Annotated in this window: 16 protein-coding genes and 2 pseudogenes; 8 read left to right on the top strand and 10 right to left on the bottom strand. The window is 57.6% G+C overall.

Features of this window, described 5'->3' with window-relative positions:
• Positions 1–103: 103 nt before the first annotated feature.
• From NJU76_RS23110 to NJU76_RS23085, 6 genes are all read right to left on the bottom strand, one after another.
• Positions 104–1,195 (bottom strand): hypothetical protein, encoded by a 1,092-nt coding sequence (locus NJU76_RS23110; RefSeq protein WP_254532802.1) that lies wholly within the window; start codon positions 1,193–1,195, stop codon positions 104–106.
• Positions 1,196–2,021: 826 nt separating this feature from the next.
• Positions 2,022–2,891, bottom strand: coding sequence for a DUF8008 family protein (locus tag NJU76_RS23105; RefSeq protein WP_254532801.1), 870 nt, complete (start codon positions 2,889–2,891; stop codon positions 2,022–2,024).
• 211 nt (positions 2,892–3,102) lie between these two features.
• Positions 3,103–3,504, bottom strand: coding sequence for a DUF8112 family protein (locus NJU76_RS23100; RefSeq protein ID WP_254532800.1), 402 nt, complete (start codon positions 3,502–3,504; stop codon positions 3,103–3,105).
• Positions 3,501–3,689, bottom strand: coding sequence for a hypothetical protein (locus tag NJU76_RS23095; RefSeq protein ID WP_254532799.1), 189 nt, complete (start codon positions 3,687–3,689; stop codon positions 3,501–3,503). The genes NJU76_RS23100 and NJU76_RS23095 overlap by 4 nt, the downstream gene beginning before the upstream one ends.
• The gene (locus NJU76_RS23090) at positions 3,686–3,865 is read right to left on the bottom strand and encodes a hypothetical protein (RefSeq protein WP_254532798.1); all 180 of its coding nucleotides are present in this window, start codon (positions 3,863–3,865) and stop codon (positions 3,686–3,688) included. The genes NJU76_RS23095 and NJU76_RS23090 overlap by 4 nt, the downstream gene beginning before the upstream one ends.
• A 2-nt stretch (positions 3,866–3,867) precedes the next feature.
• Positions 3,868–4,248: a hypothetical protein gene (locus tag NJU76_RS23085; RefSeq protein WP_254532797.1), complete on the bottom strand. Its 381-nt coding sequence runs from the start codon at positions 4,246–4,248 to the stop codon at positions 3,868–3,870.
• A gap of 183 nt (positions 4,249–4,431) precedes the next feature.
• Here NJU76_RS23085 and NJU76_RS23080 point away from each other — a divergent pair, with 183 nt between their 5' ends.
• On the top strand, positions 4,432–4,827 hold the full coding sequence (locus NJU76_RS23080) for a hypothetical protein (RefSeq protein WP_254532796.1): 396 nt from the start codon (positions 4,432–4,434) through the stop codon (positions 4,825–4,827).
• 69 nt (positions 4,828–4,896) lie between these two features.
• Here NJU76_RS23080 and NJU76_RS23075 read toward each other — a convergent pair whose 3' ends face one another.
• The 4 genes and pseudogenes from NJU76_RS23075 to NJU76_RS23055 form a co-directional block, all read right to left on the bottom strand.
• Positions 4,897–5,967, bottom strand: coding sequence for a hypothetical protein (locus NJU76_RS23075; protein WP_254532795.1), 1,071 nt, complete (start codon positions 5,965–5,967; stop codon positions 4,897–4,899).
• 624 nt (positions 5,968–6,591) lie between these two features.
• Positions 6,592–7,290: pseudogene (locus NJU76_RS23070) on the bottom strand (glycosyltransferase); the annotation flags it as partial.
• Between the two features lie 582 nt (positions 7,291–7,872).
• Positions 7,873–8,280 (bottom strand): type II toxin-antitoxin system VapC family toxin, encoded by a 408-nt coding sequence (locus NJU76_RS23060; protein WP_254532794.1) that lies wholly within the window; start codon positions 8,278–8,280, stop codon positions 7,873–7,875.
• Positions 8,267–8,493, bottom strand: a pseudogene (locus NJU76_RS23055) (antitoxin VapB family protein). Before NJU76_RS23055 ends, NJU76_RS23060 begins: the two are co-directional and overlap by 14 nt.
• A 252-nt stretch (positions 8,494–8,745) precedes the next feature.
• On the opposite strand from NJU76_RS23055, the gene NJU76_RS23050 reads away from it, so the two are divergent.
• The 7 genes from NJU76_RS23050 to NJU76_RS23015 all read left to right on the top strand — a co-directional run bounded on the left by NJU76_RS23050 (position 8,746) and on the right by NJU76_RS23015 (position 15,460).
• A complete protein-coding gene (locus tag NJU76_RS23050; protein ID WP_254532793.1) occupies positions 8,746–9,963 on the top strand; it encodes a Cdc6/Cdc18 family protein in 1,218 nt (405 codons plus the stop codon).
• Between the two features lie 224 nt (positions 9,964–10,187).
• Positions 10,188–10,448: a DUF8136 domain-containing protein gene (locus NJU76_RS23045; RefSeq protein WP_254532792.1), complete on the top strand. Its 261-nt coding sequence runs from the start codon at positions 10,188–10,190 to the stop codon at positions 10,446–10,448.
• Positions 10,445–11,920, top strand: coding sequence for a terminase large subunit domain-containing protein (locus NJU76_RS23040; protein ID WP_254532791.1), 1,476 nt, complete (start codon positions 10,445–10,447; stop codon positions 11,918–11,920). Before NJU76_RS23045 ends, NJU76_RS23040 begins: the two co-directional genes overlap by 4 nt.
• A 592-nt stretch (positions 11,921–12,512) precedes the next feature.
• On the top strand, positions 12,513–12,917 hold the full coding sequence (locus tag NJU76_RS23030; RefSeq protein WP_254532789.1) for a DUF8112 family protein: 405 nt from the start codon (positions 12,513–12,515) through the stop codon (positions 12,915–12,917).
• Positions 12,914–13,786, top strand: coding sequence for a hypothetical protein (locus NJU76_RS23025; protein ID WP_254532788.1), 873 nt, complete (start codon positions 12,914–12,916; stop codon positions 13,784–13,786). The genes NJU76_RS23030 and NJU76_RS23025 overlap by 4 nt, the downstream gene beginning before the upstream one ends.
• Positions 13,783–14,556 (top strand): DUF8168 family protein, encoded by a 774-nt coding sequence (locus NJU76_RS23020; protein ID WP_254532787.1) that lies wholly within the window; start codon positions 13,783–13,785, stop codon positions 14,554–14,556. Before NJU76_RS23025 ends, NJU76_RS23020 begins: the two co-directional genes overlap by 4 nt.
• A gap of 10 nt (positions 14,557–14,566) precedes the next feature.
• Positions 14,567–15,460, top strand: a complete 894-nt coding sequence (locus NJU76_RS23015) for a hypothetical protein (protein WP_254532786.1) — start codon at positions 14,567–14,569, stop codon at positions 15,458–15,460.
• Positions 15,461–15,718 lie beyond the last annotated feature (258 nt).

Here is a 15,718-nt window from a genome sequence, read left to right as displayed (position 1 = left end):
ATCCTGTTGACAGGCTTTGTTTAAACTCTCAAGCGGTGAGAGGTTTCCAACGTGAACACGAGAACGTCGCCTCTGCCCATACGGTTCTCTCACTCATTCTCGGTCATCTTGCAATCGGATTCATTTCCTTCATCACGTACCCCTCACTTGGGAGTTCCCAGTTGAAGTCCAGCTTCCCCGCTGTCGCATTCTTTGTGACCCACTCAGGCCCCTTACGTCGCCACGCAAAGTCATAGGCAACTGTCCCGGATATTTCGTCCATTCCCTCCGGCGTTCGGAGAACCACCCCGCAGATTCGGTCTCCCGGCGTAATACCGACGGAAACCTCCGTTCCCGACTGAATCACGGTCGGATGATACCACCAGCCGAACCGCCGACCCCAGCGTCCGAAAGGGGAGATGACTGGGGTGACGACTGGCACCTCAATAGACCACGATGCAGAGATATCCGCGGTCAGCGGTGTGAACTTCAGCCCTGCCGAGACCGTATACTCCGTTGCCATTGTACTCCCAACTTCGTGGGGACGCGGGAGTAAATCAAACGCCTGACAGTCAGTCGGCGCAAGCGACAGGCGGACGAACATCTGCTTGTACCGCGTGAAAAACGGATTCTTCTTGGTATACCAGAATGGGAACGCGATGGCGTGGAAATCATAGCCGTTCTCCGTCTCTAGGAACTGGCTTCGGTACTGAGTGAACTCTAAGCCTGAGCCCGTATGTTGTCTCTCTGACTGGTCGCCAACCCAAACCCAGTCACCATGACTTACAGGGACGGAAGGAACGCTTGAAGGACTACTCATCAGATAACGAGTTGAGTCGCCTTCGATCGCGGGCCTCCCGATATCTTCCGGATGGAAAAGTACGTCCTCGTCGCTCTCTCCGAGATGGTCGACGATGGTACCCTTCCACTCCTCTACGTCTTCATCCAGTTCAGTCTCAACGGCCTCAATAGCGTCCCATCTCCTGACTACCGTCTCGACCGTCTCCTCTATCTCGTCATCTGAAATGTTCGCCAAACCGCCCTGCTCGTCTAACCCGACGAATATCTCAACCAGCAACTCTTCTGAAGGGGTGAGCAGCCCCGTTTCGAATTTTGTCGTCCAGAGTGACTCTGGAAGTGCTTCACCAGTTTCCCAAATATCGACCTCCGTCACAGGTACATCGTCCCGATTAAAGAGATCCCAAGTCTCAATCATCTCATAGCCCTCCAGTACGGATAATCTCTGACTATTCTCTTAAATATTGTGTAATTTTTTACCTATTTTTTGAATAATATAAGAGAATGTCTTCACTTCCCGATCATAATCGGTGCTAAAGAAATGCATCGCCGTAGTGAACTACCCTGCCCTACCGCGCTCGGGCTTACCCAGCCCTCGCTTGTTACGGACAGGGCATCCTGCTTCGGTGTCGGAACGTGCAGGGAACGTCCTCACAGCGGTTCCAGACTCCACAGGCGGCTTCCCTTGACAGGTGGTTCGGAGTGTCCCACTCCTACCGGTTCGACACTCGGCCACAACCGACGATGCACGCTTGTTGTCGCGTTTGAACACCGCCGAAGGCGTGGTGAGTGTCTTATTACCACCTTCAACCGAAGTATAATAAAGGTGCCGATTCACACGAAACCAAGACGCGCGGGCGTTGTCTCCCCTCCCTGCTCGGGCCTTCGGCGCTCGCTGAGGATAGCGCGGGACCGTCGGTCCCGCTGACCATGCGAACGGCGTCGCCGTGAGCAGAAGGGGGCTTAGCGCCCTCAATTACAGCTAAACCGCAGGACTGCAAAAGGGTTTCAACAGAACTCATGCTGGAGTACGTAGACTGGAGAGGTTACAACGTTGTCCGAGAGACACCTGATGTCCTCGGGGAACCCTCCAAACCTCGTCTCGAGCATGGACCGACGTCGACCGATCGAACGAGAGACCAGCTAGTAACGAAACCACACGTACAATCGCGATCGCAGTAGATTAGTCGTGTTGTGGACCTGAATGAGCCCGGTTGGGCGATGTTCTATCCCTATGGCCAGACCTATCCGTGGACACCAGCCGTCCCTGTTGAGTCCATCGTTTCAGTGGTCTCCCCAGGTATCGAAGCATCCGTCTTCAACAGCACCCGTCGCTCGGTGTATGGCAGTCCGTTCTTCCGTTCGGTTTGCCTTCGAATGGCCAGCCGGTTCTTCGATAATTCGAGCAGCGCATCGATCGTCCTCGAGACGAGTTTCTTCGCGTAGGCGTCGCTGACACCGCTCTCTTGCCGTCGGATCCAGTGTTTCATCTCGCCCGCTTTCACGTACTCACGGACACTCTTGCACCCCTTCTGCCAGGGATTATCGCCGACACTGGGATCAGTCCGTGCCCGCCAGAGTTTCGCAGCTAATCGAGCTGGGAGTGAGTTCGTCGACGAGCGAAGCATATCGTCGTCCATCTGTGCCAGTTGCTGGATCGGCAGGAGGTCGCCGTGGGCGAGCGCGACCGATCCACCCCGGTCGAGTGGATCGTCCGAGTTGGGGATCCGCATGTAGGTATCGTCCTCCTTGGTGAAGCGCTCGAGGCGCTCGACACGGTCCATGAGCGAGTCGGGGTCGACGTGACCAGCGAGGAAATGGGCACCTTTCTCGAGTTCCCGTGTCTGGAGTTCTGCAATTCGATCTTTGTTCGCACCCGCTTTCTTCAGGGCTGCCTGGGCGACTGCCTCCAGGCGATTGTTCTCTTCCTCGAGGGCGTCGATCTGTTCGTTCTGTGCGTCGATCTGCTTGTTCTGTGCTTCGATCTGGTCAGTCTGCTCGGTGACGGTTTCTCGAAGGGCATCGTTCTCGTCCTCGAGATCGTCGATACGAGCCTCGAGCTGTGCGAGTCGGTCGTGAATCGATGCGTCGCTGTTGGGATTGGGTGGTGTCATCGGGAATCGGGAAGTGGGAAGTGGAAGACGTGAGGATCGGTCGCCAGAACGGAGCTCGAGTTCGGCGGCCAACCAGAAGCCACAGCGCTACCGCTATCGTGACGGATGGAGTATCCGTCTCGACAAGCTGCCGCCGGCGTGGCCACCGGTGGCTGGCCGTTCGTGAAGGGAGCACCATTCCGGGAGGCGATGCAAGGGGAGGGAGCGGTGCTCAGGCAGTGGCCACGACTGTCGGCTCGACGAGGATCGTCCAGTGTGTCTGCCTGGCCATCGCGAGCCCGAGGTCGGCCTCGAGAAGGACGTCGTCTCGACCTGGTGCCGTCTCCGTTAGATCAGTGGGAGCGCAGCCGGCACAGTAGACGGCCGCGATCGTGTAGGTGGGCTCGTCGGAGTGCCGGCAGGCTCGAGCGCTGGCCGGACGACCTTCGTGGAGGCAGTCATCGCAGTCGTCGCAGGTGACGGTCTCGCCTGCAGCGATGCGGGCGCCCTCGAACTGTTGCTCTATGAGATACTGATGGTGGGTCTCGGTCGACGTCTGCTGTGGATGATCGGTCAGTGACTCGAACTCGAGGTCGTCACAGACTGACGCCAGCCAGCCGGAGGAGTCCGTCATTGGTCGTCCTCCGTAGAATAGGAGTCGTCAGCTTCGAGGCGCTTGTACACCTCGATCGTCTCCTCGAGATTCTGCATCGCCGGCTCGAGCGACAGCGGCTCGATTATCTCCCCGTCGAGCATCCACACGTCCGCGAGGACTTCCTCGAGACGGACGCGAATCGGATGTTCTGGGCCGGACGTCATGCTTCGACCTCCGGGTTCGCTTCAGCGGTGCTGTTCTCGTACACCGAGGGCGTCGATTCGTTGGTCTCTGGATCGGCGACTGTTTCCGCTTCTGCCAAGAGACGGGTTTGGCGTGCAGCTTCGTGCTCGAGTTGTTCGTTGCGGCGGCTCTGGTGTCGGTCTCTGGCGGCCGACATGCTCAGCGCACCTCCTCGAGGATGTTCTGTGCGTGGTCAGTTGCGGAGACGGGTCGGTCGGCCCAGCCGCCACACTCCTGGTCGATGAACTGGATCCATCGTCGGAGGTCCTCGCCACCTTCACCCAGTGGGCCGAGTTCGATGGCCTCGGTGTGCAGGATTGGGCCGTGGAGTGAGAACACTGGGACGGCATCGGAATCGTCACGGTCGGCTCGGGAGTTCGTGACGACGATGCGTTCGTGTTTTCGGTCGACGTGGTGGTGTCGGCCTTCGGTGTCTTCGCCGATGTAGCCGTAGTTCCACGAGCGGCGCTCGAGGGCAGGGTTGTTGGGCTGTGCTGCTCTATCCGAAACTACTTCTGTTGATGAGGTCGTAGTCGACATTGCTTCTGTCTCCAGAAGCGCGGTCCGGTGCTCCAACACCGGGCCGGGGAGTTTCTCCCGGCTGTGCCACGCTTCCTACTTTATAGTCTACCAGCCAACCACTTAATTATTATGATTCGTTTATTCGTATCGTTGGTACGTATCGTAATAGAAATATTACGGACCGCCATATTTACAGTCGTGATGAGTTCAGTAATCGATATCATGCCGCTCGACGGAGAGGATCTCAACCCAACCGACGGAGCAATCCTCGACGAACTTCATAATGGCCGTTGTACACCGACATTCATCGCCGATAAACACGGTTACTCGAGTGGTAACGTGCGGAATCGAATGACATATCTCGCCAGCCACGGCCATATCGAAGGAATTGGCGGTGGGCTCTACAAACTCGTAAACGATCCTCGAGAAAACGTCGAACCTGAGCCAGACATCAACGCATTACAAGAACGCATCAACGAAACCCAATCCGAACTTGAGAATATCGAAGCTGCGTTCGAACACGGTGACCAGGAGACGGCACAAAAGGCGCTCAAAAGGGCTCGAGAAGTACTTTCAGGCAGTAGTCTCGAGGAATAGGTGACAACCACCACTGGCAGCCGTATGCTCCAATACGTATTCTCAAAGTGATGAAATCACACCCAACTCTCATTCATCAGATGAAACTTCATCAAGATATACTGCCGCTCGTCGGATTTCATTGCGTGCTTCTCCGAGATCTTCTATTCTTGATGTTCCTCCACCGCCCGGATAAGGTTCTCTGCCATAGTTTTGAATAACTTTTTGGATTTGATCGGCTGCCCTTCGTAAATCGTCGGCTCCTTCTTCAGGTTCAAATTCTCTTGCCGAGAATGAGAATTGACTGTCTCTATTATTCCTATCCGGATCAAGATGCTCAGCGGCAGTTCGAAGATGCGATGCTGCACGCTCAGCTTCTTCACTTTCAGTATTTATTTCTAGGCTTAAAGCTACCTTCTCGAATTCCTGTGCATAGTACTGCTGTTCAAAGGTACCACCATTCCCGTTGTAATCATCAAGATTGTCTTCGTGATCCATATGGTTATTACCATACCTCTTGTTATATTTGTTTGCCACGGTTTGCCATAATCTCTTTTCTGCTGATTTCCTCTCTTGGCTTCGTAACTGAATTTTTTTCAGTAAGAAAATAAATAAAATTATTGATATCACTATACCAAAATCATATATGATAGGATGATTAGGTGATACAAGACGAATAAGTGATCCAGTGAGTATTATAAGGCTAGCAAATACAGACCACATTCCATTTTTGAGTGCTTTTGCCTTTTTATCTTCCAGCTTTTTATTCTCTCTAAAATATGTGCCGTACCCGTCCATTAGTTCCCAATAATGGTATCTGATATTATTCACCTTTTCAATATAGGGAATAGCAGCATCAGCGGTACCAATCAAATAGGTTGATGGACTGTATCCTTTAATACAATAATAAATAGAAATAATTAAAAATGATAGGCCACCGATAATATAGGCTAAATAGTTGAAAATATTCTCTACGCCAACAAATAGATTGACTGCAGATATAATGGCAGCAATTAGCGCAAGATCAACTTTTATTATCTCTATTATTTTATTATCAATGGTTTTCTTGATATCGAGTTGCTTATCTACTGTATCCTTTATCTCTTTGTAGGAGGACTGATACACTTCCAGTTTGTCGTTTTTCGATGAGTCATTTGTCATACGAATAATAGCATCGCAGATGCCAAAAATTTCACAATATATAGACGGCTTGAATATAATATCTAAATGTATATAATTGACATCTGATAGGTCAAATCATACGTTAGCAGTATCTAGAGTATGAGCACACGCAAACAGTCGTATCGGTAACTCCTCTGACCTCGCTGAGCACGAGACGTTTTCCGTGGTCTGTGATACATCTGCGTTAGATTCGCACTCTCTACGTAACAGTTAGTTCATCAAAGTAGGGGAGAAAACAACCTATGAGAAGAGTTCTATGACACTCTTTCCAATGACTAGTGGACTCCGAACGCGCACCAGCATTTGAGTCGAAAGGGGAAGTAGAGAAATCGTCACATGGTGTCGTTTATGCCATTTGTACGGTGGACATTGGTCTTTAGCTGAGCCTCAGCGGTCGGTTGGATGGTGGTAGCGAGCGGCTCTTGAAGGATCGGTCGTTGCTTGTGAATCTTCTGAGCGGGCACTGTTAAATCGAGAGAAACCGGGAAAAGGCAGCAGAGTATCTCTCTGACCAATTCTTATTGAGAATCCTGAATAAACGCACACGGAGCTGAAAATAGGCACGTGAGCGAAAACACAAGTACAGCGATACCGATCTGATCGCTACCATTCACCGTTGATTGCTCGCCGATAACACTGCTCCGCTTGGTCGGCGACAGTATCCCAGTCGAACTGCTGGGCTCGTGTCGTGGGGGCCGTATTGGATTGTTTATTACCCTCAAGTGCTTGCTCGAGAGCAGTAGCAACACTGTCGACAGTCGGGGATACAAGAAGGCCCGCATCACCGATCACCTCGGAAGCGGCGGACTCCGGATGTTGCGCTGCGATAACAGTACAATCTGCAGCCATCGCCTCTGCGAATGTGATTCCGAATCCTTCACGGGTAGACGGCGAAGCGAAAATATCCGCCGCGCGCATATGGGCGAGGACATCGTCGTATTCCTTGAGGAATCCAAGCATCGTCACGCGATCGGCGTGCTCGAGAGTTTTGGCTTGCCGTTCGAGTCGGTCGTGTTCTGGTCCATCACCAATGATCCCGAGGGTGGCATTGGGGGCCGTGTGCGCGAACTGGTCAAAAGCCTCTAACAGTAGGTCGACGTTCTTGTGCTCGGCGAGTCGACCTACATAGAGGATGGTGAAGCCGTCGTCGACTGGACGAGTTGATTCGATCTGGGTAACATCGATTCCGTTCGGAACGACCTCGATTTGGTCTCGAGAGGGACCGATTTCAGTCAGGCGATCGGCAGTGACGCTCGAGACGGCGATCGGATAGTGTGGAGTTTTGGCGGTGAGCCGTTCGATGACACCAGCGAGATCAGGGTCTGAACTGTGGGCCGTTTGCCAGACTCGGTTATACGACGACGACAGTCTTCTACTCCACGGAGTGTAATGCGAATATCTGAGAGTATCGGCGGTCCTTTCTTATGCCCGCGATTATCGAGGACTATCCAGAGCCATTATGTCGATGTTCGCAGGTATACATACACACTCGTAGTTCCGCTGGAATCATATGGAATCAATGACTACATACGACGACCTATCCCGAGAGCGTGTTCTCCGATAAACGTGCGTTGGATCCACTCGCCGAATCCAAGGAAATCGTCGCTCGCGATGTACAAGAGCGCGAGTTGGCGTCGATTCTGACCGGCATTCATGAGGGGTATCTCCCGACGACGGTGTCGATCTACGGACCGCCGGAAACTGGGAAGACAGTGACGACGCGCCGAATCTGCCGCGAGTTCGCTACTCGGCACGACGTGGTCGCCGTCAAGTACGGCACCCTGACGGAGTGGCACTGCGTTGGAGCGTGGCCACCCCGATTCTCCGCAGCCACTACCTGTCTAGTCGTCCGCCGGTCGGCTGTGCGGGGTCCCGATACCGTCCTCAAAATATCGACCAATCGACAACAGCCCCGATGACCATTCGTTCGAAGTGAGCGACGTTCGTAGTGAGCACCGGCAGCTGTTCGGTCAGTGCGGTCGCGCCGACGTACACGTCGTGGAGATCGTGGAACGGTTCGCCACGTCGTTGCAGGGTACTGATGAGATCGGCTGCGGCAGTCGAAACAGCCCGGTCGACGTCGATGATCGTGAACCGAGCGAGCAGCCGTTCGAGATCCTCGAGTGCGTTCTGTCGCGCGTCGCCCGCCTCGTATCGCTTGGTCACCCCTAGCCGGAGTTCGGTGACCGTCACTGTACTGATCGCATGCCGGTCGTCGTCGTCGAGTCTGGCCACCCGGTCATCGACGCCGCGGTCAATATCGACGAGGACGGACGTATCACAGAGTTTCATCGTCGAGTCGTGACAGCGTGCCCTGGCTCAGCTGTTCGACATCTGCTTTCACGGCCGCCTGGGTCTCGGGATCGAGGACGCCGACCCCGTGACGTCGGCGAGCTGACGGCGCTCCTCGAGATGGGCCTGGATGACCTCGCTGAAACTGCGCTCGCCTTTCTCCCGTTTGAGTTCGCGGTAGACATCATCCGAGATGGCGATGTTCTTGCTCATAGTAGATGTATGGGTACCCATACGCAAAAGCGTTCCATGGATCGACGGCCTCGCTTCCGCCGAGCACCAGGCCGACGGTCTCCGGTGTCCCAGCCAGGGTGAGCGAGGACGGCCTGAGACAGGTGAACTGCCTCGGGGGCAAGTGGTTCGGGACACCATCGGGGTCAGTATCCGGTGGCGTCTATTCGCCAGTGGTGTGCTGGCCGATACGTTCATTGCTGGCACCCGACTACCGCTGGCAATCACGATCGTATGAGCAAGTACGACGACCTCTTCGCTGCGACCGCTCCGGACGACAACGTCTTCGCGGACAAGGGCGTGCTCGATCCGCTCGCCGACCCGGCCGACATTCACGCGCGTGAGACGCAGGAGCGCGACCTCGCGACGATTTTAAATGGTGCCAATGACGGCTACCTCCCGCCGACGGTTTCGATCTATGGCCCGCCGGGGACGGGCAAGACGCTGACGACGCGGCGGGTCTGCCGGGAGTTCGCCGCCCGCCACGACGACGTCGCGGTGGAGTACGTCAATCTGAAGGAGTGTCGCACGCTGTTCAGCGCCGCCAACGAGATCCTGGTCGCGCTGTCGGGTGTCAAAAAAGGGGCGTACGAAGGCCTCGACGGCGTCTTCGACGGGATTTGGGCGGCCCTCGCCGACTACCCCGCCTGGACGGTCCTCCTCCTCGACGAGATCGACCACGTCCAGCACGACACGAACTACGACCCCAGCGAGTTCTTCTATCGGCTGCTGCGCGGGGAGGAGAAGCTGGCCCGGGGGATTTCGCTCTCGGTCTGGCTCATCAGTAACGAGCTGTTGGAGGTCGACCTCCGGCTCGACAGCCGCGTCGCAAGCGCCATGAGCGACGAAGCCGTCTGCTTCCCGCCGTACGACGCCGATGAGTTAGCGGCACTCCTCGCCCCCCGGCTCGAGCGCGCGTTTCGTGACGGCGCAGTGCCGGCGGAGGTCCGCGACGAAGGCGCCCAGGAGGCGGCCCGACGGTGGGGCGATGCCCGGAAGGCGCTCACCCTCTTTCGCCAGGCCGGCGAGACCGCAAACGACCGCGGGCTCGCGACGGTGACCGACGAGTGCATCGCGGCGAACCTCGAGCGAACCGAGCGCGAGGCGACCATCGAGAAACTGCTCGCCCTGCCAGCAAACCACTTCCTCGTTCTAATCGGGGTCACGGGCTGGGATCAGGGGACGACGATCAAACAACCCGTGACGACGGCGGAGATTCACGAAATCGTGCGGAGCGACCAGGTCCCGGCCGAACTCCACTTCGGCGAGCGCACGATCCGCGAGGCCGTCACCGATCTCGAGACGATGGGCCTCCTCGAGACCTGGATCGACTCGCGTGGCCGCGACGGCCGCGTCAAGCAAATCGAGACGACGTTCGACCCCGGCTGGGTTCGGGAGGCGATCGAACCCTACGCCGCTACGTTGCCGGCGTTCGCCACTGCCGACACTTAAATCGGGTCAACATCCTATGAAACTGGAATAGCGCGCCCCAGACGCCCATCTTACCCATTTATAGGCATTAAACACCGCTATCTATATCACTTCCACTTTGGTTTACGGCAATTTATACCGGACGGTCACGAACACGACCCTAGGAGCTGCCCACCTATACCACGCGGTCGCGCCCAGCCGCGGCGCGCGGCCGGTGCTGGCTGGATGGTAGCTCCCCGCTGTCTATGACGCCAACCGATCGCCCCTCCGAACGAACCGACCGCGAGGCAGTCCTCGACCGCCTCGCCGATACCATCGAACTCACCCACGACCGGATCGCGGCCAGCGACCCCGACACGGCCGCCGAGCAGAAGCTTCAGATCAAGTGGATCCGCACGCTCGGCTATCTCTCGGGGCAGTACCGCAAACTGTTGAACGACGAGGACCTCGACGAGATGGCCGCCGAAATCGACTTGCTGCAAGCCGACGACGGAGGGCCGCAATGAGCGAGCCGACCAAACGTGAGCTGCAGCGAGAGCTCGCAGCCCTCAAATACGAACGGGGCCACGAGCAGGCAGCCGACGCTGGCCCACAGGACGTGACGGTCCAGTGGCGCGACGCCGCCCCCGAGGCCCGGCCGACGGGGATCGCCTACGACCCCGAGACGGCGACGCTCACCTACGATCTCTGGGCGGCCCAACAGGAGTGTCTCGCGGCGCTCACCGGCGGCGAGGCCGATCTCGTCGCCTGCCTCGCGGGGTATGGCAGCGGGAAGTCCATCCTGGGCGCGCGCTGGCTGCTCGCCCAGGCGCTGGCCCACCCCGACAGTCGGTTTCTGGCGATGGGCGTCGACTTCACCAAGGCCCGCGACAGCACGTTTCGCATCCTGTTCGACCAACTGCCCGGCACACGGACGGCGATGGTGACGCGGGCCCACAACGGCCCCGAAACCTCGCCGGTGGTCGCCGACTACACCCGCAGCGCCAACCGGCTGACGCTGACCAACGGCGCGGTGATCGTCCTCGGGGCGGCCGACAGCTGGAACCGGTACGCCGGCGATGAGTTCGGCGCCATCTGGCTCGACGAGCCCAGCCACTACGAGCCCGATCTCCACGACCTCTTGGAGATGCTCGGCAGCCGACTGCGCGGTGTTGCCGGGCCGAAAGTGCAGTGTTGGACGCTCACCGGCAACGGCTACAACGACGCCTGGGAGATCCTCGGCCAGCGCCAGGATTCGACCGGCGACCCGATCGGGCTCGCCATCGAGGTGGTGCGGGCCTCGACGCTCGACAACCCATATCTCGATCCGGGCACCCGCGAGCGCTTCGAACGCCAGTACGCCGACACCGACCGCGAGGCCCAGGCGCTGCGCGGGGGGTTCGCGGCCGCCCAGGGATTGGTCTACAGCGGCTTCAGCCGCGATCGACATGTGATCCCCCACGCCACCGCTTGCGAGCGTGCCGGCGATAGCTGGCGGGTCTACGGCTACGACGCCGGCTGGAGCAATCCCCGTGTCGTCCTCGAACTGGGAAAGACGGGGTACGACCAGCTGGTGGCCCTCGATGCGTTCTACGAGTCCGACTCCCACGTCGACGACGCCATCGCCTGGCTCGAGGACGGCGCGAAGCCGGCGGGCCAGATCTACTGCGAGCACGAACCCGCCCACGTCGACAGGTTCCGTCGGGCGGGGTACACCGCCGAGACGGCGACGAAAGACCTCGATGCCGGCATCGCGGAGGTGCGCAAGCGCCTCCAGGCCGACGGCAACCGGACGATCGACGACCGCCCCGACCGACTTCCGTTGGCCTTTGACGGCGGCGCCCCCGTCGAGCGGGTCGGCCTCCTGGTGTCCGATCGCTGCGAGCACCTGATCCGGGAGTTCCTCGGGTATAAGGAGGACCAGGTCGGGACGGCGGTCGCGCAGGACCACTGCCTCGATGCGTTGCGCTACGCCTGTATGGGCGTTGCTGGGCGCTAACGCAACCATTCCATCAGTTATAACATTTTAGACGCTGGTGGTTAATCACGCCCGTCTTTCTTACAAACAATATCCCGAAGTTCCTCAGCGAGTCCCCCGTGTTTTTCTAGTACTTTGAGATCGTCCTCTAGACGCCCGAATCTCTTTCGTACACGGCTTATTGTCTGATATCGGTAATCATCAGAAACATTAGCTTCACCAGCAATAATTTCTCGTTCACGGTCGGTCAACAATGCTCGACGGTCTGCCATGGTAGTTTCTTATCTATTGGTCATACAATATCTTGTGCACTGAAATGGACTCTGGTTGATTCTATAATGTGTATGTTCGCACTATACTGGCAACCTTTATTGGGATAGCAGTATATTGTATACCTGAAGCGCGGATGGCTACAGAAACTCTGTGGCCTGGTGCTAGCACACCAGACCGCGCTTCTCGGAGACTCGAGAAGCGATGTTAGCTACGAATTCCATCACTGAAAGCGGTCCGGTTAACGAACTGTGTGATCACAACTGGTGTGACGATCTGACAGAGAACAATCTCCCCTGTTTCACGTGCTTCAACGCGACGCGTCGCCCGGAGGCGAGGTCCGATGCCCGATAACGACGCTTGTCGGCACCGGGCGCCGAGAGACGGCGCTCCCGACGACGAAACGACGGTCATCGCAACCCCAGAAGCGGTGTTAGCCGGTCACCCCGTTGGTCCTCGCTCGGACGGTGCCGTCTGCATCGGCTGTGGCGAGGCGCTCCACGAGACCGATATCGTGTTCGCGTACGCGTATCGCCCTGCCGATACGGTAGACTGGATCGTCTCCCGCCTGTACTGCCTCGACTGTGCGCCCAGTCGGGTTCGGTCGCCGACACTCGGGGTGACGGAGGTCCTCGTGGGTGGCCGGCTTGGGACGATTGCGCTGCCCACGGCGCGAAGTCATCGGCTCTGTCTCACCGAACTGGCGCTCCGGGCGCTCAGTCCGCCAACGGAGGGCTGTGCACCATGAGTGACGAACCAGCAGTACCCCACATCACGGACGTGTACGTCCGCCTCGAGTGTGACCTGCTGGTCATCGGAGACTCGATCCTCACTGATCGTCACCACGCCTCGAACGGCAACTATGACGCCGATGATCCGCAAAACCAGATTGGCGGCATCATCCCGGCGTTCCCGCTCTCGGGGTGGCTGCGCCATGGGATGGAGCGCGTCGTCCAGCAGCACGATGGCACTGCCTGTCATCCTGGCGAGGCCAGCGCGAACTTCAAGAAGGCCGCGGTGTATGAGCGCGACCTCGACGATGGGTACCACGAGAAGGGCGCGTGCGTCGACGACGCGAACGCGGACGATGGCTGCGTGATCTTTGATCTCTTCGGCGGATTCGAGGGTATTCCCGGCAAACTGATGCGCCGGCCGATCAAGTTCTCGCCCGTTCGCTCGAGCGTCGACTACACGCGCGGGCAGGCCGAGGGCCACTTCCGCCGGCTCAACCAGAATATCGTCTCCCGGAACGACGAGGACAACCGTGAGCCGCTACGGAACGCTGAACTCGACGCGGTCGCAAACCTCGACGGCTGCTGGCATCTCTCCTTCAGAGAGACGAAATCCGAATTCACCGGCCTCCTCTGTGAGGGCCTCGACTATCTCGACGCGCACAACACCAACTTCATGCACCAACTGGGTGGTGCGCGAAACTTCGGCGCAGGAATCGTCGATACTCACCTCGTCAACCCCCTCTACGACGATCATGAGCTAAAGCGTGTCTTCGACCGCGGGAAAGCCACCACGAACGCGATGGATGAGAAGGATGACCAATGGAAAGTGGAGTACCGACCGGCATTCGAGGAAGCACTTGCAGCCCGGCTCGAAAACCAATGACCGATTCACGCAATCACCCACACATCAAGTGTTACCGCCACGACGCACACAAACTGAATGGACGGTCCCATGCCGACGCCGCCGACACGTTCGCAGGCGTCCGCGTGAACCAGCCCGTCCCCCACGGTGCAGACGGCGACGCCGCGGCACTAAGCCGTCCTAGTGGTAAGCCGACACAGACCATGGCCAACCACACGTCACCGTATCGCCTCTCACTCGTCGATGGCGAAAGCCAGTTCCACCACCAACGCAGACAGAACGGCGTCAAGAGTGCTGTGCGTGAGCTCCTCGGTGAGACTGATTCCGAAGCCATGCACCAAATGTGGCTGGCAAGTGATGTTGCCGCGCTGTTCAACGAAGCCGTCCCCTACCCATACACAAGCCTAAAGTACCACACACTGCTTGTGGCGGCACTCCTCGACAACTACCGCGACGGCCACGCCTTTGCCGACCTCTCATTGGTCGTCGACGATGCCGAGACAATCGTCCCACACCGGACAGTCTATGCGGGCGTAGAGTTCGCGCTCCGGATCGACGCCGCTGTTGCAGACCGCCCAGCCGCACACCTCGGGAGTCGGCCACGACGATCATGGGCATCGACGTGGAGCCAACTCCCCACACACCCCCTCGACACCAATCACAGCAAATCAGACATGGTCCTTGATGCCAACCTTCGCCGCATCCGCGCTTGGTCGACAGCGCTCCAGTACCTCGAGGACTTCGCGAACTGGGACAACAGACCAACCGAGCCTACTGAAGAAATAGTCTGATAATATAGTTATGACGCGGATTCAGCAGGTTCACTGGGAATTCATCATGGACTACCTCGGCCACCCATACTACGTAAGTGGGAACGCCATCCTGCACGCGCTTGGCCAGCACCTCCCCTACGACAGCCACCAGCACCTCTACGCGAGTCACGGCGTCTTCGTCCCCGGCCAGTTCGGGACGTTCCCCGAGGAGCACTCCCAGACCGGCTTCCAGCCATACCTTGGCACTGGCCTCCCCGAAGTCGACGCCTACGCCGATCTCTTCCTCCACCGACGGGCAGCCCACGCGTGGCTCTTGGACTCCCGTCCACGGGATGCACTCAATACCCACGATATCCGCGTCCAAAGCGGGCATCCAGCGCTCGCCCACGAAACGATCATGGGCAAGCCCGATGGCGCACGGAAACAACAGCAGACGACCAAATGGTACCTCAACGCCTACCTACACGCCGACCGCGACGATATTCTCCCACTAAGCGAGAGCACTTTAGATGGCCTCCAATTCGGCGGGAAGCGCAACTACGGCTACGGCACTACCCGGCTGAAAGACACGCAGGTCGTCGACCTCGACGCACTCGACTATTCACGTCTCCGGGCCAGCAAGGCGTTCCACCTCGAACTCGTGACACCGTTTGTCCTAGAGTCGGAATACCCGAACGCTCACGACCAGGCTGTCCCATGGTGGTGGCAGGCGGACCGCACCGAACTCCGAGAACGCCAAGAGCAAGTACTAGAACAACGCGAGGTGTACACACTCCAAACGATAGACCATGGACAGGTTGTGACATACGAGGGTGATCGGCCAGTCGAGACCGCAAAGAGCGGAGTTCTTCGTGTTGGAAGCCACTCGAAATACGGATTCGGCGAACTCCGAATGAAGCCAACCACTCCCCAGTCTGACTAGACTCCAAAGAGATGCTAGAACGAGATAGACCCTGAACTAGAAGAACTACCACGAAACTCCCAGTAATATATTAAATAAAGAGATCGAATTTGTAATAAAAGCTAATCCAGCCAGACCTCATGCCACGTCGTCATGGCGCATGAAAGATTCCTCTGTCCTCTGGCTAGAACGAGAAATTCTCATCTATCTATGCTTTCAACTGCGTCACTAACTGTTCTGCAGAGGATGGTCTGCTCAGCACGGAGCTCTAGTGTTGAG

This window comes from Natrinema gelatinilyticum, from assembly GCF_024266705.1.
Taxonomy (GTDB): Archaea; Halobacteriota; Halobacteria; order Halobacteriales; family Natrialbaceae; genus Natrinema; species Natrinema gelatinilyticum.
Note: the sequence above shows the minus strand (reverse complement) of the source record. Positions and strands in the feature narration are given on the sequence as shown.